Here is a 22,228-nt window from a genome sequence, read left to right as displayed (position 1 = left end):
CCAATAAGATCACAAATTGAGCGCGAAGACACCTCTTTTTTTCTTAAGATCCTACATATGAAGTCCTTTTAAATAGGCTTTAATCATAATTAACGAGCTTATTTGTGCGTGGCTTCAAAATGAACCCGCATGATGAAATGGCTAGGTGATTCATATTTAAAATAAACGCTTAATGTAATAAATAAGACCAAAATAGACATATGCAAAGGGACGAAATATGCAACTCCTACATAACTTTTCTATAAAGCAGCGGTTATTCTTAAATATCGTGATAACGGTTGCCTCGCTGGCTATTTTACTCATTTTGATGATGGTGGAAATCTCGAATTTTAAAACCGTATCGATTATTCACGCTGATATTGAGAAGTTGAATTCGGGCGTTTTACAACTGCGCCGCAATGAAAAAGATTTTTTAGCGCGTAAAGATTTAAAGTATGTCGCGAGCTTTGCTAAATCGATGAAATCGTTGAACCAGCTTATTGATGAATTAAGTGTAAAATTTGATGACTATGATATTGATAAGAATGATCTAAATAAATTCAAATCGATTATTACAAAATATGATCGAGGTTTTATTGCCATTAGTGAGTTACAGCAAAAAATTGGTTTACACCCTAAAGATGCGAGTTATGGTTCGTTAAGGCGCGCAGTGCACGGTGTTGAAGCTATTTTAGATGAGCATGCTAATTTTGAATTATTAACATTAATGTTGCAATTACGTCGTGCTGAAAAAGATTTTATGCTGCGATTGGATGAAAAATATCTTGATAAGTTTAACTGCCATTTAGATAAGTTTTATCAAACACTTAATCGTGAGTATAGCGATGAACCTTATGCTGATAAGTTAAAACAAGAATTAAAAATTTACCAACGGGAATTTACTAACTTGTTTAATAATCAGGTTTTAATAGGCTTAAACTCTAAATCAGGCGCTTTAGGTGACTTAAGAGGCACTATCCACCAAACCGAAAGCATACTATCTACGTTAATTGAACATACCGAATCTTCGCTGGATGATATTGAAACCGCGATGATATTTAAAGCATCAATTATCTTTTTAATCATCTCTATTATTTCTATCGCCTTCAACATTTTGACTTCAAATTCGATTATCAAACCTGTAAAAATGCTTTCGTCGACGTTTAGGCAAATTAGAGAGCATAATGATTTAACGTTACGTGTTAAATATTCATCAAATGATGAGCTTGGTTTACTTGTTAATGATTTTAATTCGTTAATGGACGATTTTAAGTTAGCGGTTCTTAGCATTCATCAAACAACAGGCGTGCTCGATACAGCGATGAATGAGTTATGGAAAAATACTGAAAGCACCAGTGCGGGTATGGTAACTCAGCAGCAACAAAGTGAAATGGTGGCAACCGCGGCGAATGAAATGCAATCTACGGTTGATGAAATTGCCCGTAATACTGAATCTGCTGCGCTTAAAGCGGAAGATACTAATGAGAATGCCACTAAAGGTCATGAACAAGTTCAGTTAACGGTGCAAGCTATTCAAGGTTTAGCTGAAAAACTTAACAGTGCTTCTGATGTGATTGGGGTGCTTGAAAAAGACAGTGCAACTATTGGTCAAGTATTAGAAGTTATTCGCAGTATTGCTGATCAAACTAATTTACTCGCATTAAATGCGGCCATTGAAGCGGCTAGAGCCGGTGAGCAAGGCCGAGGTTTTTCGGTAGTCGCGGAAGAGGTTCGAAATTTGGCTATGCGCACACAAGACTCAACTCGTGAAATCGAAACGATTATTAAATCTTTACAAACCCGAACTAAAGATATTGTTGATCTTATGGTGGTTTGTCAGCAAGATGGTGAATTGAGTGTGGCTCAGTCAGAGCAAGCCGGTAGCTTGTTAATCGAGATAACGCAAAATGTCACCTCTATTGTTGAGATGAATAGCATGATAGCGGCTTCTATTGAAGAACAGACTACCGTTGCGGCTGAAATGAGTCGCAATGTTGTGCATATTCGTGATATTGCAGTTGAAGTAAAAGGTCAAGCTGAGCAGAACTCACAAACGAGCGTGGAAATATCGCAACAAGTGGGCGATTTGCATAATACGGTAGATCGTTTCAAAATCGACTAAAGCCTACCGTGTTTTTCTTCAGGCTTATTTTTAACGTTAGAATCTAAATTTTATTATAGTCTTCTCGCTCAGGTTTTATGGTTCATTGTCAGCGCTTACTCTCGACTTTGGCTCCTGCGTCGTTCTAACACCTAAATCCATTTAGGCGGCCCCAATCACATAGTAGAGCATATGTTCATGGGGCCTCGAAGCTTGACGGCTTCCCCTAAAACCCGATCGCTTTGACTATATACTAAAAGCGATAGCCGAGTAAGCTGTCGCTTTTTATTAATAGCAAACCCGTTTAGCTAATCACGATATATTTTGCTTAAATCAGAATAATGATCAATACGGCGATCGCGAAAATATGGCCAAATACGGCGTACTGATTCGCTGCGTTTTTTATCTATCGTCACCATTAAAACGTCTTCTTTATCTTGGCTGGCATGCGCGAGCAATTCACCTTGCGGCCCCGTAATAAAACTATTGCCCCAAAATTGAATACCCGTACTTGGAGTCGTTGGATCGGGTTCAAACCCAACTCGATTACAGCTAATTACTGGTACCCCATTGGCGACTGCATGAGCGCGTTGTACAAGCATCCATGCATCAAGTTGGCGTTGTTGCTCATCGGGTTCATCCAGCGGATCCCAACCTATCGCGGTGGGGTAAATCAATAATTCGGCACCCGCCATCGCCATTAATCGCGCCGCTTCAGGAAACCATTGATCCCAACAAACTAACACACCTATTTTACCTAAACTGGTTTCGATCGGATTAAAGCCCAAATCACCAGGCGTGAAATAAAATTTTTCGTAAAACCCCGGATCATCCGGAATATGCATTTTACGATATTTTCCGGCAATGCTGCCGTCTGTATCCAATACTACAGCGGTATTGTGATATAAACCCGTTGCTCTTTTCTCAAATAATGAAGAGACAATCACGATGTTTAATTCTTGCGCCAAGGCGGCTAAAGCTTCAGTGCTGGGGCCGGGAATGGTTTCGGCCAAATCAAACATATCAACGTTTTCGGTTTGGCAAAAATATAAACTGCGATGTAATTCTTGTAATACAACAAGCTGTGCCCCTTTTTCACTGGCTTGTCTGATGCCTTGTTCGGTTTTAGCTGCATTAATTGTTATATCGGCTGAATTACTGTGTTGTACTAACGCGACATTAATAGAGGTCATAATCAAGTTTTTTGAATTTAAATTAATAAAATTCGCTTTTATACAATAGAATAAAAGCGTGTATACGTTATGTTTTGGGTAAAAAGCCCAGTGGCAATTGCATCGTTAAACAATGCAAACTGCCGTATTGTTCAATAATTTGACGACAGTTGATCGGAATGATCTCGTACTCAGGAAACGCCATATGTAAAACTATTTGGGCTTTTCGGTCTTGTGGTACGCCATACGTTGGCATTAAAACGGCCCCATTTATAATTAAAAAATTAGCATATGTCGCTGGAAGTCGATCTCCCTCGGCGCTAAATTGCGCATCAGGCCAGGGTAATTCAAATAATATGAAGGGCTCGTTTTTCAGGGTCGTGAATGACTCTAGCGATCGCTTCATGGCATCTATTTCAGCAAAGTGCGGATCCGTTTCATCTTGGCAGCCTTGAAATACAATAATTTGCTCGGGAGCAAAACGGGCCAAGGTATCAATGTGTGAATCGGTGTCGTCGCCTTCGAGTGCACCGGCATTAACCCAGAGAATTTTTTTAGCGCCTAGCTTTTCAGTTAAGATGTTCTCAATGTTTTCTTGGCTAAGTGTAGGGTTCCTATTTTTATTTAACAAACAGGCTTTAGTGGTTAGTAAATGACCTTGCTCATCAATCTCGATGGCGCCACCTTCTAACACCATATTAACGTTTTCGGTTTGCGCCACATCACATTGATTAAAAACGTGAGTATTTATTTGGTTATCGAGTGTGCTTTCAAATTTATTGCCCCAACCATTAAAGTTAAAGTCATAGGCGAGGGTTTGTTTTTTGTTATTTTTAACGGTTATTGGGCCGTGATCACGAGCCCAGGTATCATTTGTTGGCGCGATCACATAGATGATTTTATCTTGACTTGCATTAGCCTTCTGTAATAACTGCTTTACGTGTTGTTTTACGGGGTCATCATGACAAACAATCAGCACTGGTTGATACTGAGTTATCGCCAGGGTAATGTCGACAAAAACAGGTTCAACGTCTGTTAAAATCCAATCCCAATCTGTTGCTTGATGGGGCCAAGTGAGCATGACGGCATCTTGTTTAGCCCATTCGGCGGGTAATTGATAAGTATTTTTCATAAAGGTGATTAAGACTCTTTTTTGCGTTGTTCTGATAACTTTCGTAATTGCTTACTTTGGATATGCAAAGCGCACCTAATCAAGGTTTCGCGATCGTTTTCTCTAATTTGCACAAATACAAATTTTACATCGGCTGAGTTATCCGGCAACTCAGTTAACGCTAAAACTTCGGCGTAGCAATAAACCGCAGCGGCTTCTTGGGTCAAAAATAATTTCATTCTGACGACTTGCCCGAGGACGAGCTCGTTATTGGCGATATTAACAACGACACCACCGGCACCAAAACGTTTACTATAAATCCGCTCTTCAGCTTGATCTTCTTCTGAGATTAGATAAGACATGATCATGTCTATTTTGCGCGATTGCAAGGTTAAAAAATGCGCGATCTCATCGGCCTGATGGCTTAACGATTTTAATTGTCGAACCGATGCCGCATCAATTGCGGTTATGTCAGAGGCTAATCTGAATGGTGCGGGCATTTCATCAATAAATTCGTTTAGATCGGGAATGCGGCTTTCTACGGGAAACGGTGAGATATTAAGCTTGACGGCAGAGTCTAATGAAAAATAATCGTCATATAAGGCTTGTTTTTCTTCTAATGTCATTGTATTTCGATCTTTTGTTGAATTTTATGCTAATAAACAATAGGCTGCGTACCAGCACTATAGCCTTAGAATTTAGTTTAACAATACCTTTATGTTTAATTCGCTTAGTTTATTTATAGCCAGTCGATACAGTCGCTCTAAACAGCGTAATTCATTTATCTCATTTATCACTTTTTTTTCAGTTGCTGGTATTACACTCGGTGTGCTAGCGCTCATTATTGTTGTGTCTGTGATGAACGGTTTTGAAAGTGAATTAAAGAACCGAGTGCTGGGGGTGATCCCGCACATTGTCATTAAACAAAATGCCGAACACACGACAACAGAAAAACATGATTTTAGTCTGTTAACGGCGCGAGATGATGTACTGGGTGTTACGCCGTTTTTACAAACCGAAAGTATGATCCAGTCGCCGACCGATATGCGGGCAATTATGCTGCAAGGTATTAATCCGCAGCAAGCTGAGCAGCTATCCGTTATCGCCAATCATATGGTGTATGGACACATTAATACCTTACAACCTCGCCGTTATAATGTCATTGTGGGGCGTGCTTTGGCAGGGCAACTCAATTTACATGTCGGTGACCAAGTTAGACTTATGTTAGTCGAGAAAACCAGTTACACACCGATGGGGAGAATGCCGGTGCAACGTAATTTTAATGTGACCGGTATATTTGATGCAGGGTCAGATGTTGACTCACAAGTGGCTTTAATTCATTACGACGATGCCGCTCGTTTATTACGTAAACCTAAAAACAGTGTGACGAGTCATCGTATCTATTTAGTCGATGCGTTTAATTATAGAGACGTTAATGCCTTTATTGCCCAACAATACCCCAATTTAACCTCGGTTGATTGGCGTCAATCGCAAGGAAAGTTATTTTCAGCCGTAAAAATGGAAAAAAATATGATGTGGCTAATGCTGTGCTTAATTGTTGCTGTTGCGGCGTTTAATATTGTATCTGCATTGGTTATGGTTGTATCTGAGAAGCAAGGTGAAATTGCGATGCTTAAAACGATGGGACTCGCCCCAAGACCTATTCAAGCTATTTTCATTTTACAAGGACTATATAAAGGTTGCATCGGGGCTCTATTAGGGACCATTTTAGGTGTGATTATTACGTTATTTTTAAATGATATTTTAAGTTTATTTGGCGCGAGTATATTTGCCGCTCCGGGGTATTCTGTTTCGGGGTTACCCATTGATTTACGCTTGCCACAAGTGGCTGTGATTTCGGTTTCGGCGATCGCTATGAGTTTATTAGCGACTTTGTATCCGTCATATCGCGCGGCCAATACCCAGCCTGCCAATGTACTACGTTATGAGTAATTAGAATTATGTCTACTGAATCCATTTTAACTTGTCGCAATTTAATTAAAACTTACACCGATGGGCAAATATCCATCAATGTAATTAATGAACTGACACTCGATATCGCTAAAGGTGAACATTTAGCGATAGTGGGCAGTTCAGGTTCGGGTAAAAGTACGTTATTGCATATGATGGGCGCACTTGATAAACCCAATGCGGGCGAAATTTGCTTTTTAGGGCAAAATATTCATGCCTTAAGCGAAAAACAGCAAGCCGATTTTCGTAATCAAAACATGGGTTTTATTTATCAGTTTCATCATTTATTAGCTGAATTTTCAGCGCTTGAAAATGTGGCGATGCCCCAATTAATTGCCAACGTTGACAAAAAAACGGCTTATGCTGAAGCCGAGTTGCTTTTAAAGCGGGTCGGTTTAGGTCATCGTTTAACGCATCGGCCTTCTGCTTTGTCAGGTGGTGAGCGCCAACGTGTGGCTATTGCACGAGCTCTCATAAACCAGCCCAAAATTGTATTAGCGGATGAACCAACCGGTAATTTAGATCACGTTAATGCGCAACAAATTTTTGAATTAATCGATGAAATTCGTGAAGCGTTTGATACTAGCTTTGTATTTGTCACCCATGACCTTGATCTTGCCGCCAGAATGGATCGTCAACTTAAGTTAGTTGATGGCCAACTTCATAATATCGATTTTAAAGGGTGATTTAGCTTTATGTTTAATGCTTTGTCGGTCATGGTAGGTTGGCGTTATGCTAGAGCTACCACACAAAATCGCTTCATTCGTTTTATATCGGCTTCGTCAATTATTGGGATCGCACTGGGTTGTGCGGTATTAATATTAGTGATGTCGGCAATGAATGGCTTTGAACGTGAATTAAAAGATCGCTTGTTGTCTGTTGTTCCGCATATTGAATTCACGGCTGTCGAATTGACCGGGATTGAAAATTGGTCAACCCTGGCACAAAAAATCACAAAAAATGAAGACGTCATTGCTGTCGCGCCTTATATAAAACTGAATGGTTTAATTCAAAAAGGCACCCGATTAAAACCACTACAAATAAGGGGGATTGATTGGGAAGCGGAGCAAGCCGTGAGCGATATTGCGAGTTACGTCGCTGATAAGCAGGTTATTGAACGTTTTAAAAATGAACAAGGCATTATTCTTGGGCAAGGTTTAATTAATGAACTGGGTTTAGTGGCAGGCGAAAACATTGAAGTCCTCATTCCTAAACAAACCGCAGATTTAAAACTTAATGCCCCTAACGTCGTGCGTTTAAAATTATTAGGTGCTTTTGAAATGGGTGGGCAGCTTGATCATGGTTTAGGTTATATCTCTTTACCCGTAGCCGCCGCAGAATCAGGTTGGAAACAAGGTGTACAAGGCATACGGCTAAAAATAAATGATGTATTTAATGCTCCGCAATTAGCAAGGCAAATAGGCTACGATTTACCGGTTTATGTTTATATTAGTAATTGGACTCATGAGTATGGCCATTTATATAACGACATCATCTTAGTGCGTCAGGTTATGTATATTATTTTGATTTTAGTGATTGCCGTTGCGTGTTTTAATATTGTGTCAACTTTAGTCATGGCGGTGAATGAAAAAACCAGCGATATTGCGATATTAAAAACGATGGGCACATACAACGCGAGTATTATCAAAATATTTATGGTTCAGGGGCTTTATAATGGGTTACTTGGGGTTGCTTATGGCGTGGTATTTGGCTGCGTCGCAAGTGTTTATTTAACTGAATTTATGCAGATGATTGAAGGTTTATTAGGCACACAGTTTTTAACCGCTGATGTCTATTTTGTTGATTTTTTACCAACCGAACTGCAATGGATTGATGTTGTTGCCACGGCGATAGGTGCATTGTTAATGTCACTCATATCAACCATATACCCGGCTTACAAAGCCACAAAAATAGACCCCGCGCAAATGCTAGGGGGCGGTTGATTTTACAGTTAGCTTTAAATATTAAACACATTAATGACACACATTAATGACAATAGCTAAGCACGCTTCAAAGCTCAGCTTACCCCAGATAAACCCTGGGGTTAGCACCGTGCTTGAATATCTCATTATTAAATTTCCGTATGTTGATGCTGACGTTTGGCTACAACGTATGCAAGGTGGCAAGGTTCATTGGCATGATGGCACTTGCATAACCGCTCAGTCATTGTTTAAACCGCAACAACGTGTTTATTATTATCGTGAAGTTGAAAACGAACCGCAGATCCCCTTTAAAGAATCTATCCTCCATCAAGATGATCACTTAATCGTTGTTTATAAACCTCACTTTTTACCGGTTACCCCTGGCGGTGCTTTTGTTAACGAATGCTTACAGCAACGGTTACAGCAAAAAACAGGTATTAAAACATTACAAGCTTTACATCGATTAGACCGAGTTACAGCCGGACTCGTCATGTTTTCAGTTAACCCTGAAACACGTCACTGTTATCATCATTTGTTTGAAACACAACAAATACACAAAACCTATCAAGCCATCGCGCAACTTACGCATGGTGACAAAATAGTGGGTAAAGAATGGCAAGTTAAGAACCGCATTGTGAGATCTGACTTGCGTTTTAGGATGCAAATCAGTGAAGGAAAGGCCAATAGTCACTCTGTGATCCGGTGTTTAGCGCAAACACCCGACGAAACGGATACAACAAAGATGACGGTTAAGGCATTATTTGAGTTAAACCCCGTAACCGGTAAAACCCACCAATTACGTTTACATATGCAAACATTAGGCTGGCCCATTTTAAACGACAAATATTACCCTAAGCTACAAGCGTTATCGGCTGATGATTATTCAGCGCCTTTGCAACTATTAGCCAAAAAAATAGAATTTGTTGATCCTATCACCCACAAATGCAGGCATTTTACTTGTGAACGAAATTTATTGCTTAACTAATCTTATACCAATCCGTATTAATTAAGTGATCTCTCAGAATGCATCCAGCGGTTTTTGAACAAGGCGTCGGTGTGTAGGAATGGTTGCTCCCTTTCAAATACCGATAACGCAGGTCAAAAGCCGCTGGGGCATTCCTTTCAGGCGAGTTTTAAATGCGCTTGCTCTGTGTTACTCGAACTCAAAAGAGCACCACTATTCTTTCATTTAAGCGCATTTAAACGCTCGCTGAGTGGGCACTTATTATTACGGATTGGTATCAATTCATAGGCGTTTAGTCACGGCCGCTTAAAGCTGAATTGTGCTCGGTGGTAACTGGCTGTAACTCAATATTTAGCCGTTATTATTATTGTTGTTATTGTTATTATTATTGTTATTTGACCACTCGATAGCGAATGCTGAGCTGCTGGTTGCTGCGCCAATTAAAATTATTTTACCTTTTTGTTGATAAACCACTTGATTAATAAACGACATTTTTTTGCCATCAAAGTGTAAAGCTTGTGATTGACTACCCGATTTAAGGGGGATGGTTTTGACGAGCTCTTTATTTTGGTATAAATACAACGCCGGATGTGCATAAACGATGGCGTTTTTCTCTGTTATGTTGCTTAAAAAAAACTCGGCGATTAATTCAGTTAATGGTTCGGCTTCGGTATCGTTTACCTCAGCGTTTTTTAACAATTGTCTGGCACCCGATATGATTGAATGAACGCCTTTTACGCCTACAAATCCCAACATGTTAGTTTGTGTCCTTACACCAAAAAAATTCGATGTTTTGAAAAGGTAAGTTAATGGCTTGAATGTGATAAAACGCATTCTTTTGCTGTTTTTTATAATGATAATCGCGCAGTGTTTGCGTGGTTATCAATAAATTATTCGCTACATCCGATATAAATTGGTGTTGGCACCAGTTTAATAGGGGGAGCAGGTCAACTTGTAACCAATCTTCACCTTGGCTTGAAGGCAGCAGTTGATTAAAAAATATTTGCTGTGTGAATAAGTGTTCTTGCTTTTCGCGTTGTTCATCACCATAAACCACTTTGGTATCACGCAATAACTGCAAATATAAGGTATTGGTGAGTGGGTCGTTACAGTGCACAAAAAACCAAGCCTTTTTAATATGTAAAATGACTTGATCGCTTGGCTCTAAAAAGTGTAGTGCGCGTGTGGTTTTTAAAATTTGCGAATTGAGTGGTTCTATTACGCCGTTTACACTGAGTAATACGGTATTGCTGGCATAAAGCGCCTGCAAAATAGGGTCGGCTTTTATTAGCTGACCTAATGCATTTTTATGTTCGTAAAAATCAGACGACAGCAGCATCATGTCATCTGTTACATTGGGTGTTTGATCTTCTTTACTGCTTGTATCTTGATTGAGCTGAGGGTGTATATTGGCTTGGTAATTTTGTCGGTCAAGTGCCTGTTCGGTTGTGCCTAAAGCCGCTTTGTATTGTTGCGGATATTCACGATAAATTTGTTTTTGTAATGCACAGGTATACGACTTTTTACTATTTTTTTCGTTTTTAACAAACGCACAACCGGTATTACATATTTTAAGGTATTCGCATTCGGCGCAATCACGGTGTAAGCCTTGTTCTTGATGAACTGAACGAATATTTTGTTTGCCATTATTTAATATTTCATGCGCGGGCACTTTGAAAATATTACCATAAAAAAAACGCTCAGCACCTTGGCCTCTCACACACGAATAAACATCGCCATTACTTTGTAATAAGAAAAAACGCTCGCCGCAATTTTGAGCGTTAGTACAATAGCTTGGGGTAAATTCATCAAACCAATTGCGTTTAAAACCCCACTCAAGTTCAGTGCCGGTAAACTCTTTTTTCATGGCTTGATAAAAAGCGATTTGATGTTCTTCATTTATTGATTCGGTGTTAAGTGATTGCGTATCGTGCTTGTCGCGGTTCTCGAATTTTTGCTCGTTTAAATCAGATTCAAAACCAAACATAAAATTGAAGTTGTTCATGTCGAATCGTAATTCGCGGTGTATGTACCATATATCGTCAATGATTTGTTCAACATGTTGAAAATGTTCATTGAACAACGTAGCTGATAACTTTTTACCGTGAGGATATTGGCCGAGTAATTGGATGTTTTTTTTAATTTTAGCTAACGTTGATTTGTTGGTTTTTGTTGTACGGTATTTATCGTGTAAGAAAAAAGGCAAATCGACACTGCCACTAATGGACACATGGTGCTGCTTAAGTAAGGCTTGATGTTTATCAAAGTTAAATAAATTTGTTTTAATGTGCGGTGTTTGTTTACGAAAACCATTCGCCATCAGTTCGTCGTAATGGTGTAAATAATGCGCTGATATTTTATTAAATAAATTATTTAACGTATCAGCTGGTACCGCCGTTACTTCGCCGCCATGTAATGATAAATTGAACGGTAAAATATTGGCTTTAGCAAAATAGTCAAGTGCGAACGCTAATGTTTCAACCGCTTGTTGGTTATCTTCTTTTAAGGTTTTGGTATCGGTTTGTTTACCTAAATAGCAATAATGACAACCTAGATTGCAAAAAATAGTGGGTACATATAAAAGATGAATATACTGTTTAGGCACTTGGCTGGTGTGAGTGTTTTCGCCGCTATCTAAATTGGGATTAATGTTAAAAACCGTCATGTTTAGCTCGCGTTAGTGAATTGTTTAAAGCGTTTTGCATGGGTAATTTCACACGTTACTTGCGGGTTTAGCGCGATGGTATATTTGAGTATGTTGCCAACCACTTTGAAAAATTTATCTTGTTTGTTCTTTTTAATTTTATGCGTTTTATTGGCGTTGGTCTGAAATTTATCCGCGGTTATGGTTATTTTTCACCCGTCTGTGCGTATCATATTAAACGTTAAGTGTTGTTCATCTACTTTGATTGATTCAATATTTTGATATAAAACCGTTTGTTCACCAAATACCAAATAATGAGATGAGACAATAATGCCGGCTTTTTGTGAGGTGAATAATTTGCTTATAAGGGTCGCAAGCACGATAGCACCGATTAAAGTGCTTATTATTGTATCGGCTAGTTCTTTGCTGTCGCTCTGGAAGAACATCGATTTAGCGTGGTGAATGACAAAAGCAAGTATAAATGTTAACAGTATTTTGCTGCCAAACCCGGCCAAATAATAGCCGTATTTAAATTTAGGAAAACTAAGATCGTCGTAGCGATAGATAGCGAGTTTGCCTGCCATTTTAATCCTTAGTCAGCTGTTCTATTATTTTTGTTAAGCATGTATTGGGTTCGACCACCCATAAGCCATAGCTGATGGGTAATATATCGATATTTGCGCGCTTGAGCAATTTATAAGTATTAAGCTCAAAATAGTTGCCCCATGAGCCAGGATACCCAATGAGATCCAGTGCTAGGTATCGATTTTTATAACGGCACAACACATCAATATCATTATTAGCGAGTGTGTAACCTGGCCAAGTCTCAATATTTTTTTTGTTTAATTCACTTATTATTTCGCTTTGAAAAGTATCGAGCTTTAAGGCGGTTTGGTGATTAGCGCTAAATTCTGTTGCGCTGTTTATATATTTTTTTAACAGACTTTTTTCGTTAAGGTTTTGTTCGTCGATGGATAAAAAGAGTATTTGTTTTTGTCTTGCACGAGTGATGGTTACATTAAATACATCTGGTTTATTTAAATATGCCGAGGCTCTTTTTGCTTGGTTATCAACCGCAAATGAAATAAGCATAATATCGCGTTCTTCACCTTGAAACCCAAATGGACTAGCCGACCGTAATTGATGTTGAGTGATATCTTGTTGTGTAAATTCACTTTCGATTAATTGGGCTATAAATTCAGCTTGGTGTCTGAAGGGCGAAATAACGCCAATAGAATGCACATAGCCTGTTTGTTCATCGTCAGTTATTTGTTGTTTTATCGCCGCAATGACACATTGTGCTTCGATAAGGTTTATTCCCGCTTTGTCACGTTCACCCTTTACCTGTTCGATTTCTAAAAAGCCTGAACGGGTACAAGGGCGATGCTGCATTATTTTTAATTTATTTTGGTAGAAGTGCACATTACTAAAATGAATCAGTTCAGGTTTGCTCCTAAAGTGTTCATCTAAAAAAGCGAGCTGGTTTGTATTAGTTAATACACTTAAGGTGAGATCCAGTATTGAATTATCTCGATAACTCACTACCGCATGATGTTCAGTTGATACCTTGTTTTTAACCATGAGTTGCGCTTCTTTATGTTTGGCTAAAAAAGAGTAATGGCGCAGCTGTTTTGTATCGCCGACAATCATTGCGCGTTTGGCACGGTAGAGCGCCGGCAAACAACTGGCAATATTGCATTGTGTTGCTTCATCAATGATCACTAAATCAAACATTTCTGTTTTTAAAGGTAAGACTCGATACAAGCTATTTAAGCTGACTAGCCAAATTGGGAATGCTGACAAAAGAGCTGGGTATTCAATGGTGTCGAATAATTCGAATTGTCGTTTTGAGCTGCGGCTTCTAATGGCTTTATTAAAAGCTTGTAATGAAGTTCGATGTTTATCGACAAGTTTCTTCAAATTTTTGTTTTTAAGTGCACTTAAATATTGACTGGCTAAGGCTTCTCGATTTAAGTGTTGTTCATTAATGCTATCTAAAGCGGCCCATTGATCGACGAGTTGTTTAATTTGACGTTGAGCCCATTTTAAATACAGGCGGTATAGCCATGAGTTGTCTTTTTGTTGTAGGTTTTTCAAGCGTTGGCCGCGAGTGATCGCTTTTTTACAAAAATGGATAAATCGTTTTTCAATTTTTTGTAATAATTTATTGGTGTTTTTTAGTTGTTTTTCACAGGCATCAGGCTGTTGATTTAAAGCGTCACTAAAATAACCCGCTAATAAATCGGCAATGTAGTTTTTAAATTGTTTAAGAAATATTTTTTGCCCTGCACGAATTGATACATCGTTTAAATTAAAGTTAGTCTCTAATTTTGAACCAATAACATCGAGTGCTGCATCGTTATTAGCAACAATTAACACCGATTCACCTCGCGCCATATGCTCAGCCGCAATAGCCGCAATGGTATAGCTTTTACCTGTTCCGGGTGGACCCGATGCACAGCCGATGGCTTGATGGGCTGCAATTGATATTAACGCTTGTTGCGGTTTAGACAGTAAGCCGGGTAAATAATCATATTTTAGGTTTTTATTATTCTTATATTTTACAGTATGCGGTTTTATTAATTGCGCTAAAGGCGCTGAAATTTCATCATGTGTGCTAATTGAATCCAGCTCGTGCAAAACACCTCGGCTACTGGTTGAGCGTTCTATAAAAACCAACATCGAAACGGGCAATATACTAGGCGATTTTTTACGCAAAGCTGTTTTAATATCATCATTATTAGCTAACGTTGGAAAATTCAGAAGGCTTAAATAATCGATATTTAAAGGGCTATTTTTAAGTAAAGCCGTCCAGAAAGAAGGTTCTCGAACATCGGCGTTATTTAACATCGTCAGTACAGTCGGGTCATCCGCTTGCTCTGCTAATAACAAATCAACGAGAGCTTGATTAACTTCTGGCATGCTTTGTTCGGTCGATAGCGCGTAATACTGATTGTCGTTAGTTGTTTGGCCTGTTGGTGAATTATTTGCCGTTAAATGAGCTTCATTAAATATTAAAGGTGAAACAACTTGCTTTATTTCGCCTTTAATTTCTATTTTACCAACAACTAAAAAGCTTACGTACAACAAAACTCTTTCGCGTTGATACATTTCAACTCGTTTGCTCAACGGTTCTGCAAAATCGGCTGGTATGGGTAAATGCGTTAAAAAACCTGTTCTTAGTTCATCTTGCCCCGTTAAAGTTAATTTATCTGCTGATTTTAGTTTATTTAAATTCCATAAATTGAGGTCGGTGCTGTCAGCTTTATAACAGTCTCGATAATACGAAAATACATTTTGTGGCTTCACGCTTGTCTTCCTCGGCTTAAAGCGGGTTGTTTAACTGAACGGGTCAAGGGGGAGCAGCTTACGTTAATTGATCAGGTGAGTGAAGCAGATGTGTTATTCGACTTGGGGATATACAAGATTATGACCGAAAAAACATCCTTGTTTTCTTTACTTTGTCTTTTTATTTTTTAAAGACTTGTCTCATTATTCAGAGCGGATTTAGTGGTTAATGATGATGCATGCGCTGATTAACCTGACGACGTGGCTGTTGTTGATTACTGGTGGTTTTTATACCCTTTTCAACAAAGATATCGTTTGCACTTTTTATGTGTAAAGTTGGGTTTGTTTTTAAAAGGCTAGAATCAAACACCGTATAAATAGATGACAGACAGCCTGATCCCATAAATACATTATAGCTTCTTAGCAATGTTTCTCGATGGATCGAGTTATTTAAGTCCAGTTGTTTAAGGTGCAAATGTGAACACATATTTTGTTTAATGGTTGCATAAGTGTCGGCTCGGATACAGCACTCTAAATGCACAATAAAATCTAACCAGTCATCATGACTGGCATTAAACTCAATGTGCTCTTCACCCACATTAACCGATAAATTAGTGGCAGGCTTGCACATATCTGTTGCTTCAATATATTGTTTGCTGTGCATGAGTAAATGCTTGATCGTGTCAGAAAATAAAGTCCCTATCTCATATTCATTTTTTTCAAATATATGCCCTTTTTTATCATACATCGTCGCAGAAAAAACATGTGCATTAGGTGCATCGCTATAGCGTATGGGGAGTAAACCATTTCGCAGGCAGCTAAGTGCTTCAAATAGGGAATTTGGGTATATTGCCGGATCATCAAGCGACAAGGTGTTTGTGATGGCTTTAAGTTCCGCATCAGTACTAAATAAGTTTATTTTAGCGCCTTGAATTAAAAAACCGTCTATGTGAGCATGTGTGTGTGGTTGCTTTTTCGCTCTAGGGCTATCAGACATCGCGCTAATCGGTTCGACAATGTGCTGTGCTATTAAATATAAAGCTAATGAATTATCTATCGTTTTGATATGTCTCATTGGAATTCTCTTTGCTTATTATATTGAAAACTTAATGGATCGCTTTGATTGCTTGTAAAACTTTCTTTTGTGAATTGGAAACAACAAATTTTTCATACACACGGCGCATGGTTAATTTGAATGAATCTTTATCAACATCATCAACAAATTTAGCGCCTTTTAAATTGGCTTTATCTTTGGCTTTTTGCTCTAAGTTAAGGCAATGCTTGCGTGACGATAAAACGGACTTTTGCGCTAACTCCATGATTAATGTTTGATGCTCTCTTGATAGTTTATTCCACGTTAGTTTTGAGCAAACTAAAACATCGGGTGCGATCACATGCTCCGTTTTTGAAAAATATTGACAGACTTCATAATGCTTAAAACCCGTATAGGCAAAGACGGTGTTTTCAGCCATGTCTACTAAGCCTGTTTGCACCCCAGTCACAATATCATCAATTGACATTGGCACAGGGAAAGCCCCCATGGCATCCGCAATACCTTCCCATAAGGGTGAAGGCGGAACACGCAGCTTCATGCCTTTCATGTCATTTATGTGGCGGATCGGCTTGCTGGAATACATGTTTCGTGAGCCACTGTCGTAAAAACCTAAGCAAATAAAATCGGGATTTGATATCGCGCTGCTAACTAATTGCCCAGGAGGGCCGTCAATACAGCGATGCATATGTTCAACCGAATCAAAAACAAAGGGCAACCCCAGTACACTGGTTTCAGGAAATTTTTTATTCAGTTGTGCAATGTTGACTCGGGCCATATCTAATCGCCCGAGTGCGACTTGTTCTAGTGCTTCGTTTTCGGTGCCAAATGAGCCGCCAGAAAAAATTTTTAAATCGAGTTCATTATTACTTTTTTGGCTGAGACTGGCTGAAAGCTCTTGTAAGGCCCTGACACTTGGAAAGTCATCACCGAGTATATCGGCAACTCGCAGTCTAATTTGCTTTTGTTGACTGGTAGAGTATTGATTAAGTAACTCAATTAAGTGCAAGCTAATTTCGGTTATTTTGTCAGACGCCTTAATTGATTTTTCAACTGATAATGTATTTTGTTCACTAATATGGGCTATTTGGTCAATATTTCGCGCTATTTCGGCACTGGCAAGTTGTTGCTCTTTTATTGATAATGAAATTTCAGAGACTTCTTGCACTGCAGCACTTGAACCCTCTTTGATTGCTTGAATAGACAAACCGGCTGCTTGCGCACTTTCTACGCCATTTTGCACCGCATTTTCAGTGAGTAACATGCTGTCGGATGCTGATTTTGCCGAATCTTGCATTCTTTTTAATAAATCCGTTATTTCCTGAGTTGATTGCGTTGTGCGCTCTGCTAATTGTCTAACTTCATCTGCGACAACCGAAAAACCACGGCCTTGTTCTCCCGCTCTTGCGGCTTCAATTGCAGCATTAAGTGCAAGCAAGTTAGTTTGTTCTGCCACCCCTTTAATTAATTTTGCGACGTCAGATATACTTTCACTATCTTGCATGAGAGCGTTAATTCTCGCGACCGCTTGATTTACTGAATCCGAAATGTCTTTTATTCCATCGACCGTTTGTAAAACAACGTCTGCACTTTTAACCGCGACTTCGTATGCTTCTTCAGTGTGCTCAGTGGCTGAGCTTGCTTGTTGCGAAACAACTGAAATACTGTTAGTCATTTGTTCAACGGCTGCAGCCATATTATTGGATGCATCTGCTTGTATTTTATTATTTCGGGTGTTCTTTTTTGCCGTGTGATTAAGTTCTTCTGCAATATCTGAAATGTTATAGGTATCGGTTTGTAAATCACTAAAGCTTTGCTTGATACCGAGTAAAAAAGCGGATAAAGAATTCAGGGATTGACTTACTTCATCAGAACCCGAAATATCGAGATTTTGATCTAAATTTTTCGAACGACTTAATTTATTGATGCTGACCGTTAATTTATCAATATTGAGTGCAACACTGCGGTATAAAATATAAACCGTTAAGCCATTACCGATAAATAGCAGCGTAATGACAGCAAGTGTGGAAAGCTCGCTCATCAACAATGTAAGTGATATGCAGGATAAAATTAATGTAGCGGCTAAGTACTTAACTTTTATATTCATTTTTTGCCTAGTGTTTGTGTATTTTTTTACTGTTGCTGAGTGTGTAAAATTCGCTCATTTATCTTCATTCCTTTGTTTTAAGTCTGTAAATAAACGGTCATGTGTCAAATAACGCTGAACGTTAAATTGGTTTGCTTAGTTAACGTTAGTTGGTTGTATTTAATTTTTATTGTTGTTTGACCGTTATAAATTAAGGGTGCTTATTTAAGCTGATTTTTAAGCCGTTTAAATCGGTTTTGTGAGAGACTAGAATTAACTCATCTTACTAAGGTGTTGTTTTTAGATGTAATAATATATTTAATTACCTCTTTTTTGATTTTGCCGGTATTGCATTATTTAATTTATTGGTCTGATAGGGTGAATAAAGTCATTTAAAAACCGTTTGAAGTGAGCGTGTCTACAGACGAAATGTGTCGCCCAATATGTTTGGTTTGTTGGCTTTTAATTACTTTTAGGTTGTATTTTTAGGGGAAATATTCCCACATAATCTAAAAAATAATGAACCCTTATTGATACTGGCAATACCGAATGGCTTTATAAGTGGTTTAACGTTGAATTGAATCGTTCAATTACTTTTAATTTACCAATATCCAGGCTAATCGTTTGCTGGGATTCTTTATTCTCAGTGATATGTTCTGCGCAGTTAGGCAGAGGTAGGTTATTAAAGTTAGTCGTTGATTCGGTCGATATAAGCTTATAAACCCAAGTGACTTCAAGATGTAGGATCCAGTGGGAATTTAAATGGATTTAGGCACTGTTTCTCTTCCTGCTCACACTTTGTCTGATCTTAATGTGACTTGGATATTTTACGTTGTTCATTTTTATAAAGAGGAGTAGGTGATGAGTATTATTAGCACAGATGCAATTATTCCTTTTATACCTCGAACGGCACATACACCGCATGTTAAGCCTAATTTGAGTATTAACCGGATTGGTAAAGATACAAAATTGAAAAACGACCTAAAAGAGAACAGTCGACAACAACCCGATTTAACCGCATGGTTATTAGCGCACCATCAAACACAAGGAAACCCAGAACAAAACAAAGACACGTCTACCCAAGCAGAAAATAGTGAAACAGAGGGACATTACAAACATATTGATACGCTGGTGTAATCAATTCGGTACTTGAATTTGCATAATAAAGCGTAGAAGAGTTTAAAATCTCGACTTATCTTAAATTAAACACACGATAAGGTTTTTTTAACGTAGATTGCTTGCGATAATAGACCGCTAATAAATGACGTTGATAATAGCGGCTAATTCGGGGACATGAGTGAATAAAGTTGAAAAAGTGTTTTGCAAAGATGGTTTGTTATCTCAAGCCATTGATGGGTATCAACCCCGAGATGCTCAAATAGAATTAGCAAATAGTTTTTGGCAAGCGATGAACGACAAAGCTTTATTAATTGCAGAAGCTGGCACGGGTACGGGTAAAACGTTCGCTTATTTAGTGCCTGCCTTATTATCTGATAAAAAAGTGATTATTTCGACAGGGACTAAAGCCTTACAAGAACAACTGTATCATCGCGATTTGCCCTTAGTTAAAAAAACGTTATCCGCCTTTCGTAAAACCGCGCTGTTAAAAGGGCGTGCAAATTATCTTTGTCCGTATCGTTTAGATTTAAACCGTCAAGTTAGTGAAGTTAAAGATAAAAAAGCACTCAATGATTTTACTAAAGTTTCAAAATGGGCTAATCAAACCGAAAGTGGTGATATCGCCGAGTTAACTGATTTAGAAGAAGACTCACCGGTTTTTCCATTAATTACCAGCACAATTGATAATTGCTTAGGCAAAGATTGCCCACGTTATGAAGATTGTTATTTAGTTAAAGCGCGTAAAAAAGCCATTGCAGCTGATATCGTCGTGGTTAATCATCACTTATATTTTGCCGATTTAGCGGTAAAAGACACTGGCTTTGGCGAGATCGTACCGGATTCTGATGTCGTTGTTTTTGATGAAGCTCATCAATTGCCTGATATTGCCTGTGAGTATTTTGGTGAACGTTTTACGACTCGTCAAATGCTGGAACTCGCTAAAGATATCGAGCTTGAGTATCGCACTGAACTTAAAGACGTAAAGCAACTGGGTAAAGCAGCTGAAAAATTAAACCGCTTAAGTAAAGAGTTCAGGTTGTTGTTTCCTATTGACCCTGAAAAAGGCAATTGGCGTGTAAAATCACAAGAGGCCACTTTTAATGACGGCGTTAATGAGTTGCTTGAAACCTTATCTTTTTGTTATGAAGTGATTAAACAATGTGTATCAAGAACCAAAGGTATCGACAGTTGTTTTGAACGTATATGTCATTTACAAGCGGTACTCAAGTCAGTAACGGATTTATCAAAAGTAGATGTGAGTTTATGGTATGAATCAACACATCGACATGTTTCGTTAAATTTAACGCCGTTGACTGTCGCTGATAAATTTGCGCCTATTCGTACTGAAAAGCAACAAAGTTGGTTGATGACTTCTGCTACGTTGTCGGTAGATGGCGGCTTTGAACACTTTACTGAATTGCTTGGCTTAACCCCGCATAATACACTTGTTTTAGGCAGTCCTTTTTGTTACGAAAAACAAGCGATGTTATGTGTTCCTAGAATGATACCTGAACCGAATGATCGTGAAGCGTTAAATGCTATTTTAGACATTTCGCAACAATTGATTAAAGCGAGTGGAGGGAACTGCTTTTTATTATTTACAAGTCATCGCATGATGAATCTAGTGGCGAACATGCTAGAACGTCGTATTGATAACACCTTACTTGTGCAAGGCCAGCGTGGTAAACGCGAATTATTAAAGCAATTTATGGCTGAAGAAAGTGCAGTTTTGTTAGCCACCGGTGCATTTTGGGAAGGTGTTGATGTTAGAGGCGATGCCCTTAAATGTGTATTGATCGATAAACTGCCTTTTGCAGCACCGGATGATCCGGTAACGCAAGCGCGAATTGATAACTGTAAGCGGAACGGACAAGACCCGTTTTCTAAAATACAAATACCACAAGCGGTGATCACGCTAAAGCAAGGAGCGGGGCGTTTGATTCGTGATGTCAATGATAACGGAGTGTTAGTTATTTGCGATCCTCGTTTGGTGACGCGTGGCTATGGTGAATCATTTATTAAAAGTTTACCCAATATGCGTAGAACCCGTAGTTTAAATACGGCGATTAATTTTTTACAAGAGATTTCAGAATGAGTGTGATTTTAGCGTTAGATACATCTACCGAAGCCTGTTCGGCGGCGATTATTACTGATAATGCCGAGTTTAGTGAATATGAAGTATGCCCACGCGAGCATAATCAAAAATTATTAGCTATGGTTGAAAAAGTGCTCGCAGATGCCCAATTAACATTAGATGATGTTGATGCAATTGCCTATGGTTCTGGCCCGGGGAGTTTTACCGGTGTGCGAATTACGACCGGTATAGTGCAAGGCTTGGCTTATGGTGCTCAATTGCCGGTTATCGGCGTAGGGAGTTTAGCCGCGATGGCACATGGTGTATTTCGTCGAACAGGGGCTAACCATATTATTTCGGCGATTGATGCACGTATGGCTGAAATCTATTTAGGCGCTTACCATATAACTGAGTTAGGTAAAGTCAACCCGTTGATGGATGAAGTGGTTACTCAACCGCATGATTCAATTAATCATTTACCTAAAGATAATTGGACATCAATTGGGACGGGGTGGCAAACTTATAAAACGGAACTATTAGCCCAACAAGCAGTCAATCAAGACTCTGTTGAATTTTTTCCACATGCACTTGATATTGCATTGATCGGGAAGCAACAATGGGCTGAAGGTGATTTTACGTCGGCTGAATTGACGACGCCTACTTATTTACGCAATGAAGTCACATGGAAAAAAATGCCAGGTAAGTAAATCATTTATATTGCTGGGCTATACTTGATAGAAAGAGAC

General features: G+C 38.8%; 17 protein-coding genes. 8 read left to right on the top strand and 9 right to left on the bottom strand.

The features are described 5' to 3' along the window. Positions 1 to 217 precede the first annotated feature (217 nt). Positions 218 to 2,101, top strand: coding sequence for a methyl-accepting chemotaxis protein (locus DPX34_RS19300; protein ID WP_111980074.1), 1,884 nt, complete (start codon positions 218 to 220; stop codon positions 2,099 to 2,101). Between the two features lie 287 nt (positions 2,102 to 2,388). On the opposite strand, the gene DPX34_RS19295 is transcribed toward DPX34_RS19300, so the two are convergent. From DPX34_RS19295 to DPX34_RS19285, 3 genes are all read right to left on the bottom strand, one after another. Next, positions 2,389 to 3,273, bottom strand: coding sequence for a carbon-nitrogen hydrolase (locus DPX34_RS19295; RefSeq protein ID WP_111980073.1), 885 nt, complete (start codon positions 3,271 to 3,273; stop codon positions 2,389 to 2,391). Positions 3,274 to 3,340: 67 nt separating this feature from the next. Next, positions 3,341 to 4,384, bottom strand: a complete 1,044-nt coding sequence (locus tag DPX34_RS19290; protein ID WP_111980072.1) for an agmatine deiminase family protein — start codon at positions 4,382 to 4,384, stop codon at positions 3,341 to 3,343. A gap of 8 nt (positions 4,385 to 4,392) precedes the next feature. Continuing rightward, entirely contained in the window at positions 4,393 to 4,989 is a 597-nt protein-coding gene (locus DPX34_RS19285; RefSeq protein WP_111980071.1) for a PilZ domain-containing protein, read from the bottom strand. 91 nt (positions 4,990 to 5,080) lie between these two features. Between DPX34_RS19285 and DPX34_RS19280 the strand changes: the two genes are divergently transcribed. The 4 genes from DPX34_RS19280 to DPX34_RS19265 are packed head-to-tail and all read left to right on the top strand — an operon-like array spanning position 5,081 to position 9,241. Continuing rightward, positions 5,081 to 6,316 (top strand): lipoprotein-releasing ABC transporter permease subunit, encoded by a 1,236-nt coding sequence (locus tag DPX34_RS19280; protein ID WP_111980070.1) that lies wholly within the window; start codon positions 5,081 to 5,083, stop codon positions 6,314 to 6,316. A gap of 8 nt (positions 6,317 to 6,324) precedes the next feature. After that, positions 6,325 to 7,020 carry a lipoprotein-releasing ABC transporter ATP-binding protein LolD gene (gene lolD, locus DPX34_RS19275; protein ID WP_111980069.1) on the top strand — a complete coding sequence of 232 codons (696 nt, stop codon included), beginning with the start codon at positions 6,325 to 6,327 and terminating at the stop codon, positions 7,018 to 7,020. 9 nt (positions 7,021 to 7,029) lie between these two features. Then, positions 7,030 to 8,277, top strand: coding sequence for a lipoprotein-releasing ABC transporter permease subunit LolE (gene lolE / locus DPX34_RS19270; RefSeq protein ID WP_111980068.1), 1,248 nt, complete (start codon positions 7,030 to 7,032; stop codon positions 8,275 to 8,277). Positions 8,278 to 8,323: 46 nt separating this feature from the next. Then, positions 8,324 to 9,241: a pseudouridine synthase gene (locus DPX34_RS19265; protein ID WP_111980067.1), complete on the top strand. Its 918-nt coding sequence runs from the start codon at positions 8,324 to 8,326 to the stop codon at positions 9,239 to 9,241. 330 nt (positions 9,242 to 9,571) lie between these two features. On the opposite strand, the gene DPX34_RS19255 is transcribed toward DPX34_RS19265, so the two are convergent. From DPX34_RS19255 to dctP, 6 genes are all read right to left on the bottom strand, one after another. Further along, positions 9,572 to 9,976, bottom strand: coding sequence for a hypothetical protein (locus tag DPX34_RS19255; protein WP_111980066.1), 405 nt, complete (start codon positions 9,974 to 9,976; stop codon positions 9,572 to 9,574). A 1-nt stretch (position 9,977) separates the two neighbouring features. Then, complete coding sequence (locus DPX34_RS19250; RefSeq protein ID WP_198673761.1) at positions 9,978 to 11,885, bottom strand: radical SAM protein; 1,908 nt, start codon at positions 11,883 to 11,885, stop codon at positions 9,978 to 9,980. Positions 11,886 to 12,076: 191 nt separating this feature from the next. Then, positions 12,077 to 12,448 carry a hypothetical protein gene (locus tag DPX34_RS19245; RefSeq protein WP_111980065.1) on the bottom strand — a complete coding sequence of 124 codons (372 nt, stop codon included), beginning with the start codon at positions 12,446 to 12,448 and terminating at the stop codon, positions 12,077 to 12,079. Between the two features lies 1 nt (position 12,449). Next, a complete protein-coding gene (locus DPX34_RS19240) occupies positions 12,450 to 15,173 on the bottom strand; it encodes a DEAD/DEAH box helicase (protein WP_111980064.1) in 2,724 nt (907 codons plus the stop codon). 205 nt (positions 15,174 to 15,378) lie between these two features. After that, positions 15,379 to 16,227, bottom strand: a complete 849-nt coding sequence (locus tag DPX34_RS19235; RefSeq protein ID WP_111980063.1) for a hypothetical protein — start codon at positions 16,225 to 16,227, stop codon at positions 15,379 to 15,381. Positions 16,228 to 16,258: 31 nt separating this feature from the next. Next, complete coding sequence (gene dctP, locus DPX34_RS19230) at positions 16,259 to 18,310, bottom strand: TRAP transporter substrate-binding protein DctP (protein ID WP_111980062.1); 2,052 nt, start codon at positions 18,308 to 18,310, stop codon at positions 16,259 to 16,261. Between the two features lie 840 nt (positions 18,311 to 19,150). Here dctP and DPX34_RS19225 point away from each other — a divergent pair. The 3 genes from DPX34_RS19225 (at position 19,151) to tsaB (ending at position 22,189) form a co-directional block, all read left to right on the top strand. Further along, entirely contained in the window at positions 19,151 to 19,426 is a 276-nt protein-coding gene (locus DPX34_RS19225; RefSeq protein WP_111980061.1) for a hypothetical protein, read from the top strand. A gap of 160 nt (positions 19,427 to 19,586) precedes the next feature. Continuing rightward, positions 19,587 to 21,503: a DNA repair helicase YoaA gene (gene yoaA, locus DPX34_RS19220; RefSeq protein WP_111980060.1), complete on the top strand. Its 1,917-nt coding sequence runs from the start codon at positions 19,587 to 19,589 to the stop codon at positions 21,501 to 21,503. Further along, a complete protein-coding gene (tsaB, locus tag DPX34_RS19215; RefSeq protein ID WP_111980059.1) occupies positions 21,500 to 22,189 on the top strand; it encodes a tRNA (adenosine(37)-N6)-threonylcarbamoyltransferase complex dimerization subunit type 1 TsaB in 690 nt (229 codons plus the stop codon). Before yoaA ends, tsaB begins: the two co-directional genes overlap by 4 nt. Positions 22,190 to 22,228 lie beyond the last annotated feature (39 nt).

Source organism: Algibacillus agarilyticus (assembly GCF_003286125.1).
In the GTDB taxonomy this organism is placed as follows: domain Bacteria; phylum Pseudomonadota; class Gammaproteobacteria; order Enterobacterales; family Alteromonadaceae; genus Algibacillus; species Algibacillus agarilyticus.
This window is presented reverse-complemented; position numbering and strand designations above follow the sequence as displayed.